Origin of the sequence: Mesorhizobium sp. M5C.F.Ca.IN.020.29.1.1, from assembly GCF_003997375.1 — a bacterium.
GTDB lineage: Bacteria > Pseudomonadota > Alphaproteobacteria > Rhizobiales > Rhizobiaceae > Mesorhizobium > Mesorhizobium wenxiniae.
In genome coordinates, this window is record NZ_RZSW01000255.1 from 1 (window position 1) to 8,299 (window position 8,299).

At 61.8% G+C, this 8,299-nt stretch carries 5 protein-coding genes and 1 pseudogene; 2 read left to right on the top strand and 4 right to left on the bottom strand.

Translation table 11 applies throughout. The features are described from left to right. The 3 genes and pseudogenes from EOA85_RS20020 to EOA85_RS20030 all read right to left on the bottom strand — a co-directional run. A pseudogene (locus EOA85_RS20020) lies at nt 1–229 on the bottom strand (ribonuclease D); the annotation flags it as partial. A 99-nt stretch (nt 230–328) separates the two neighbouring features. Next, a complete protein-coding gene (locus tag EOA85_RS20025; RefSeq protein WP_127210891.1) occupies nt 329–1,573 on the bottom strand; it encodes an MFS transporter in 1,245 nt (414 codons plus the stop codon). 165 nt (nt 1,574–1,738) lie between these two features. Beyond that, nucleotides 1,739–2,242, bottom strand: coding sequence for a DUF3280 domain-containing protein (locus EOA85_RS20030; protein WP_127210892.1), 504 nt, complete (start codon nt 2,240–2,242; stop codon nt 1,739–1,741). A gap of 256 nt (nt 2,243–2,498) precedes the next feature. Here EOA85_RS20030 and aspS point away from each other — a divergent pair, with 256 nt between their 5' ends. Then, nucleotides 2,499–4,289, top strand: coding sequence for an aspartate--tRNA ligase (gene aspS / locus EOA85_RS20035; protein WP_164759763.1), 1,791 nt, complete (start codon nt 2,499–2,501; stop codon nt 4,287–4,289). A 267-nt stretch (nt 4,290–4,556) separates the two neighbouring features. Here aspS and EOA85_RS20045 read toward each other — a convergent pair whose 3' ends face one another. Continuing rightward, entirely contained in the window at nt 4,557–5,747 is a 1,191-nt protein-coding gene (locus EOA85_RS20045; protein ID WP_127210894.1) for a hypothetical protein, read from the bottom strand. A gap of 264 nt (nt 5,748–6,011) precedes the next feature. On the opposite strand from EOA85_RS20045, the gene parC reads away from it, so the two are divergent. Then, entirely contained in the window at nt 6,012–8,264 is a 2,253-nt protein-coding gene (gene parC, locus EOA85_RS20050; RefSeq protein ID WP_127210895.1) for a DNA topoisomerase IV subunit A, read from the top strand. The last annotated feature ends 35 nt before the right edge of the window (nt 8,265–8,299 follow it).

Below are 8,299 nucleotides of genomic sequence, written 5' to 3' on the forward strand. Positions count from 1 at the left end.
CTTTGACGACGGCTTCGTTGGCCATCAGCCTGAAGAACGGCTTCAGGTCGATATCGGGTGATAGCGGATCGATCAGCGCCGTCACGCCGGGCGCCGCCATCTGGATCAGGCACAGGATCGGCCAAAAAGTCGTCTCGCGAATGAATTCGGTGTCGACGGTGACGAAATCCGACTTTTCGAACGCGGCAACAGCGGTCTCAAGTTCTTCTTGGGTTGATATGACGTGCATCAAATCGCTTTTAGCAAAGGGGGTAAGGTCTCCTTCAATTTCAGCCGCGCGGGCTTTCGTCAAGCGGCAGCCCCGGGTTCAAGACATCGGGGACCGTCATCATTGCTTCGCAGGCCCGTCGGAATCATCGTTGCGCTTGGCCAGTCGGGCGAACACCGTCGATGTGCGCAAAAGGCCGATGAAACGGCTGCGATGGCCGGCCGGCACGCCGGATCGCACCTGCATCCGGTACAGGATGACCACGACGAAAATGGCGTAGACGGTGGCGGTGAACACGAACAGAGCGCTTGGCCCGAAATACTGCATCGCCGTCGAGGCGGCGAACGGCCCGCTAATGGCGCCGAAGGAATAGAACAGCATCAGCGCGGCGTTGATCAGCACAAACTCGCCCTTGTCGGCGCGGTCGTTGGAATGCGCCGCCGACAGCGAATAGAGCGGCATGGCGAAGCAGCCGAAGATGAAGACGATCACGAAGTTGAGGGACGGGTCGCTGCGCGCCCAGAACACCAGCGCCAGCGACGCGAGCAGCGCGCAGCACGTCGTTATCAGCAGCACCGAACGCCGGTCCCAGCGGTCGGACAGATAGCCGAGCGGATACTGGATGATGGCGCCGCCGAAGATGCCGACACTGACGAACGTGACGACGTCGGTGACCGACATGCCGATCTGTTCGGCATAGACCGGCGACAATGTGCGGAAGGCGCTGTTGGTGACACCGACGGCAATGCAGCCGAAGCAGCCGAGCGGCGAAATCCGCCAGACGCGGGCCAGGTCGAGCTTGACGTCTTCCGGCGGGGTCGGGTTGGAGCGGTCGCCAAGCGACACCGGCACCAGCGAGAGCGTGATCATGATCGACATGACGGCGAAGATGGCGAAACCGCCGGCGCCGACGATCGGGATCAGGAACTGTGCGCCTGTGACCGAACCGATGTCGACCATCCGGTAGATGGCCAGCACCCGCGCGCGGTCCTTGTTGGCTGCCCCGGAATTGAGCCAGGCTTCCATGATGGTGAACAGGCCGGCGAAGCAGAAGCCGCCGGCGAGGCGCAACACGCACCACATGACCGGGTCGACGACCAGCACCAAAAGCAATGTCCCGGCGGAAGCGATCGCCGCCAGCGCGGAAAAGGCGCGGACATGGCCGACGGCCTTCATGATGTGGGTGACGGCGAGGCAGCCGAGCAGGAAGCCGGCGAAATAGAACGTGCCCATCAGGCCGATGGTAGAGGCCGAAAATCCCTCCTGCGCACCGCGCAGCGCGATCAGGGTGCTCTGCAGGCCGTTGCCGCCGAGCAGGATGCCGGCGGCAATAAGGAGCGGGATCAGCGGGCGCATGGAGGACATGAAGGAAGGCCTGTCGTTGATCCTTCTTGAACCATCGCTTGCGCCAATGCCAGCGGCAATTCCCGGCGATTAGCAGACCAGCGCCGACAATCAGTTTTTCGGTTTGATTTTTAGCTGAGGGGCGATCTTTCGCGCTCCCGATGGCGCGCTGGGGTGGTGGGCGTCCTACCGCAGAATTCCGTTTGTCATCAGCCATTTCACGGAGCGGGGCCACGCGTAGTTCGGACCCATGCGAAGATCGGTAAAGCCCTGCGAAACAGGTTTCCCGGTCTCAGCGTCGAGGATGCGAATGAACATGGTATGTTCTGTTCGGTTGACGCGTGTTACGACGCCGAGCAAGGCAAGAGATGCGCCGTGCTCTTTGGCGATTTTGCTTTCACAGCCACCGCAATTGCGCAATCCGTGCGGTGCAACCGCCTGCTCATCTGTCGCCGGCGCATCAACCACTGTAAAACGTCCGGACTGGGAGAGCATGTCCTTCGCCACTTGTGCCGACTCGGACAGATAGCGCCTATCGTGTTCATCCGGCGGAATTATTCCCGCCCCAGCGCTCTTGTCCTCCAATTCGAATGGAAACACCTCGATTGACATCGGCTTTGTCTGAGCGTGTGCAAATGCGCAGGTGCCAACAAGCAGCGTCACCAGGACAGTCAATGTGCGAATGCTCATGGTAGTCCTCCCGTCCGTGTAATGGCCATTGTACACGGCTTGACCCCCGATCACGATCAAGCGGAGCAAATTTTACGCTTTGACTGTGGTGTGGAGTTTTCACACAGCCAGGTTTACAAGTCGAAGTTCAAACCGAGAGATGCTGCCCGTGCGCCGCCTGCCTTGACAAAGGCGGCCTCTCATGTGCTTTTCGCCCAAATTTTCGGGCCGGGCGATCAGCCTTGGCCGCAATCAACATCCGGACTTATCAATGACAATGCATCGTTACCGCAGCCATACCTGTGCCCAGTTGAGGAAGAGCGACGTCGGCTCTTCCGTTCGCCTGTCGGGCTGGGTGCATCGCGTGCGCGATCATGGCGGCCTGCTCTTCATCGATTTGCGCGACCACTATGGCCTCACCCAGATCGTCGCCGATCCGGATTCGCCGGCCTTCAAGATCGCGGAGACGGTGCGCGGCGAGTGGGTCATCCGTGTCGACGGCGAGGTCAAGGCGCGCCTGGCCGAGACCGCGAACGCGAACCTGCCGACCGGCGAGATCGAGGTTTTCGCGCGCGAGATCGAAGTGCTGTCGGCGGCCAAGGAACTGCCGCTGCCGGTGTTCGGCGAGCCGGATTATCCCGAGGACATACGTCTCAAATATCGCTTCCTCGATCTCCGCCGCGACACGCTGCACAAGAACATCGTGGCGCGTACGAAAATCATCGCCGAGATGCGCAAGCGGATGGGCGAGGTCGGCTTCACCGAATTCTCAACGCCGATCCTGACCGCTTCGTCGCCTGAAGGGGCGCGTGACTTCCTGGTGCCGTCGCGCATCCATCCCGGCACCTTCTACGCGCTGCCGCAGGCGCCGCAGATATACAAGCAACTGATCATGGTTTCGGGCTTCGACCGTTACTTCCAGATCGCGCCGTGCTTCCGCGACGAGGATCCGCGCGCCGACCGCCTGCCGGGCGAATTCTACCAGCTCGACGTGGAAATGAGCTTCGTCGAGCAACACGACGTGCTGGCGACCATGGAGCCGGTGATGCGCGGTGTGTTCGAAACCTTTGCCGCCGGCAAGCCGGTGACGCAGGAGTTTCCGCGCATCGCCTATGACGTCGCCATGCGCAAATACGGCACCGACAAGCCGGACCTGCGCAACCCGATCGAGATGCAGGCGGTCTCTGATCATTTCCGCGATTCCGGCTTCAAGGTGTTCGCCAATATCCTCGCCAACGACCCGAAGGCCGAGGTCTGGGCCATTCCGGCCAGGACCGGCGGTTCGCGCGCCTTCTGCGACCGCATGAATTCCTGGGCGCAAGGCGAGGGCCAGCCGGGCCTCGGCTATATCTTCTGGCGAAAGGAAGGCGAGAAGCTCGAAGGCGCCGGGCCGCTCGCCAAGAACATCGGCGAGGAGCGCACCGAGGCGATCCGCCAGCAACTCGGTCTTGCCGATGGCGACGCCGCCTTCTTCGTCGCCGGCGACCCAAAGAAATTCGTCTCGTTCGCGGGCGCGGCGCGCACTCGCGCCGGCGAGGAGCTGAACCTTGTCGACCGCGACCGCTTCGAACTGTGCTGGATCGTCGACTTTCCCTTCTTCGAATGGAACGAGGACGAGAAAAAGATCGATTTCGCCCACAATCCGTTTTCCATGCCGCAAGGCGGCATCGACGCGCTCAACGGCGAGGATCTGCTTGGGATCAAGGCGTTCCAGTATGACATGGTCTGCAATGGTTTCGAGATCGCGTCTGGCGGAATCCGCAACCATCTGCCGGAAACCATGGTCAAGGCGTTCGAGACTGTCGGGCTGGACCGCGAGACGGTCGAGGAGCGCTTCGGCGGCCTCTACCGCGCCTTCCAGTACGGCGCACCGCCGCATGGCGGCATGGCGGCCGGCATCGACCGCGTCGTCATGCTGCTGGTCGGCGCCAAGAACCTGCGCGAAGTGACGATGTTCCCGATGAACCAGCAGGCCTATGACCTGTTGATGAGCGCGCCGTCGGAAGCCAGCCCGCAGCAGCTCCGCGAACTATCGCTGCGCGTCGCCGTGACCAAGAAAGAGGCTTAAAACTTCCAGCAACCGATTCTAAACGCTGTCGGTTTGCGCTGCCCCTCATTGCCCTGCCGGGCATTTCTCCCCGTATACTGACGGGGAGAAAGACGCCGTCACGAATGGTTTCGTCAGCTGCCTGCGTTGCAAAATGGGCGCCAAGGTCGCGGCCATTTCCCTTCTCCCCGTCACTATACGGGGAGAAGATGCCGGCAGGCGGATGAGGGGCGGCGCTGACACTTCCAATGTAAGCGCATTTTGCAGAACCGGCCAGAGACGTGCCGGTCAGTCTTCGTTCGCCTTGACCGTCACGCCAAGCGTCTTCGGCAGGTCGAGCGGGTTGGACATGGCGCCCGCCATGATCAGCGCGAACGGCACTGCCGCCGGCGGCTCGGCCAAGATCTCGAGGCTCTGCGGATCGTCGAGAAATTTGCCGACTGCCGCCGACACCTGCGCCGTCAATTCGGGATTGTTGAGCTGCGCCATGCCGAAAGGCACGATCGCCTTGGCCTGGTTGGCGATGTCCTTGCCGGACATGCCTTGCTGCTTGCCGACGTAGTCCAGCACCTTGTTGGTCAGCGAATCGTCGTCGAAGCGAATCGAAGCGCTGTTGAATGAAAGCTGCTGCAGGACGCCGAGCATGGCCATGCCTTGCGCCGAGTTGTCGGCGCCTTCGGGCTGAGCCGCTATCTTCTTCTGCATCTCCTGCAGCGACTTGATGACGTCCAACGTGTAGCCGCCGAGACCGAAGGTCATGCCAAGCGTTCCGGCATTGTCGACGGAGATGTCGTATTTCGACAGCTCCATCTTGCCGTCCGCAGGCTGCCAGGTGCCCTTCATTTCAAGGTTCCCGGTGATGTTCTGGTAACCGAGCGCGTTGATCACGTCCTTGGACTTCGGGTCCTCGACCAGCGTCAGGTCGGCATTGAACTTTTCCGTGGTTCCGGAAAATTCCATCGCCTTGCCGTCGGCCGGTGGGGTGATTTCGATGGCGAGTCCGTCCATCGAGAATGCGGTCTTGTCGGCAACCTTGACCGTCATGTTGTCGAGTTCGGCCGATTTATACATCATCATTGAGCCCAGCGGGCCTGTGGCGCCGTCGGCCGGAACCGTCATGCCGTGGATGATGAAGGGGCTGAGGTCGACCGTGACGCCGTCCTCGCTGTGCCGGAACGCCGCAGTCGAGACGGTTTCGATTTCATAGCCGCCATTGGCTTCGGTCACGCCTTCGAGTGTGACGTCGCCGATCTTGAACGCTTCCTTTTCGGCCGCCGGTTTGAAGGCCACGCCTTGCAGCACCATGCTGGAGGCATCGCCCGTCACCCCGGTCCAGGAGATGTCGACGCCCTGGGCGGCGAGAGCCGCCTTCAGCCGGTCGGCGACCGCCGCATCCTGCGCCAAGGCCGCGTTCAGCGGCAGCGTCAGCAAAAACGTCGAAAAAGCAAGTTTGTTGAGTGTCGAGCGTCTGATCGTCATCGCAAGTCCCCTGAGAGTGTCCTGAAGATTGTTTTTTCAACTCGTTGCGCCGTCACCCTTCCGTGATGAACTGGACGGGAAAAAGGCGTTCTCCCGCACAATGGTCGAAAACCATGGCGAAAGGCAAATCCGATCCATTGCCATAGAGCCGGGATGTAACCGATTGATGTTGGTCGGCGCAGCAGTGCGCCCAGTTGGTGTTGCAGAAGGAGGCGCAGTCAAGCGCCTCTTGCCGCGAATCACCCGCTCGGCTAGTCCCAGCCCATGGGAAAAAGGCTTTTGCCGCCTGGCGATGGCGGTGGCGACAACATCGAGCCGGTCGATCTGAAGAAAGCGCTGGAAGAGCGCTATCTCGCCTATGCGCTGTCGACCATCATGCACCGGGCGCTGCCGGACGTGCGCGACGGGCTGAAACCGGTCCATCGCCGCATCATGCATGCCATGCGGCTGCTCAGGCTCAACCCCGACCAGGGGTTCGCCAAATGCGCCCGCATCGTCGGCGAGGTGATGGGCAAGTTTCATCCGCATGGCGATCAGTCGATCTACGACGCGCTGGTGCGGCTGGCGCAGGATTTTTCGATGCGCTATCCCCTGGTCGACGGGCAGGGCAATTTCGGCAATATCGACGGCGATAACGCCGCCGCCATGCGCTACACCGAAGCGCGCATGACCGATGTGGCGACCGAGCTGCTGTCCGGCATCACCGAGGATGCGGTCGACTACCGGCCGACCTACAATGAGGAGGACGAGGAGCCGGTCGTGCTGCCCGGCGCCTTCCCGAACTTGCTCGCCAACGGCTCGTCCGGCATTGCCGTAGGCATGGCGACCTCGATCCCGCCGCACAATGCCGCCGAGCTCTGCGACGCCGCGCTGCATCTGATCGAGAACCCCGATGCGCCGGTGACGGCGTTGATGGACTTCGTCCAAGGTCCGGATTTTCCGACCGGCGGCATCATCGTCGATAGCCGAGCCTCGATCCTCGAAGCCTATGAAACCGGTCGCGGTGGTTTCCGCCTCCGGGCGAAATGGAGCCAGGAGGACCAGGGCAGGGGCACCTGGAGCATCGTCGTCACCGAAATCCCCTACGGCGTCCAGAAGGCGCGGCTGATCGAAAAGATCGCCGACCTTCTGATGGCGCGCAAATTGCCGCTGCTCGAAGACATCCGCGACGAGAGCGCCGATGACGTCCGCGTCGTGCTGGTGCCGAAGAGCCGTTCGGTCGATCCCGGCATCCTGATGGAATCGCTGTTCAAGCTGACCGAGCTCGAAAGCCGCTTTCCGCTCAACATGAACGTCCTGTCGCGCGGCAAGATACCCAACGTGCTGTCGCTGAAAGGCGTGCTCAAGGAATGGCTGGAGCACCGCCGCGAGGTGCTGATCCGCCGCTCCAGGCATCGCTTGGGCGAGATCGAAAGGCGGCTGGAGATTCTCGCCGGCTATCTGATCGCCTATCTCAACATCGACGAGGTGATCAGGATCATCCGCGAGGAGGACGAGCCCAAGCAAGTGATGATGGCGCGCTGGTCGCTCACCGACAACCAGGCCGAAGCCATCCTCAACATGCGGCTCAGGGCCCTGCGCAAGCTCGAGGAATTCGAGATCCGCAAGGAATTCGACGGCCTCACTATCGAGAAAAAGCAGATCGAGGCGCTGCTTGCGTCCGACGCCAGGCAGTGGTCGACGATCAAATGGGAAGTCTCCAGCATCCGCGAGAAATTCGGACCGGAGACCGAGCTCGGCAAGCGCCGGACCCAGTTCGCCGACGCGCCCGAACATGACCTGACCGATATCGCCCATGCGATGATCGAGCGCGAGCCGGTCACCGTGGTCGTTTCGGAAAAGGGCTGGCTCAGGGCGATGAAAGGTCACCTGACCGATCATTCGTTGCTGACCTTCAAGGAGGGCGACAGCCTCAACCTCGCCTTCCACGCTCAGACCACCGACAAGGTGCTGGTCTTCACCACCGGCGGCAAGTTCTACACGATCGGCGCCGACCGGCTGCCGGGCGGGCGCGGCCATGGCGAACCGATCCGCATCATTGTCGACATGGACAACGACCAGGACATCGTCACCGCCTTTGTCCATGATCCCAAACGCAAGCTGCTGCTGGTGTCTCACGACGGCAATGGCTTCATCGTGCCGGAAGAGGAAGTCGTCGCCAACACCCGCAAGGGCAAGCAGGTGATGAACGTCAAGGCGCCCGACGAGGCCCAGCGCTGTGTGCCGGTCGCCGGCGACCATCTCGCCATCGTCGGCGAGAACCGCAAGATGCTGGTCTTCCCGCTCGCCGAGATCCCTGAGATGGGTCGCGGCAAGGGCGTTCGCCTGCAGAAATACAAGGATGGCGGCGTCCTCGACCTCAAGACCTTCACGCTCGCAGGCGGTCTCTCCTGGCAGGATTCGGCCGACCGCACCTTCGTCAAATCACGCGAAGAGCTGATTGAGTGGATCGGTGCTCGAGCCTCGGCCGGACGCATGGTGCCGAAGGGATTCCCGAGGGCGGGGAAGTTTGGGTAGGTCCCTTGAGGGGGAGATGGCCGGCAGGCCAGAGG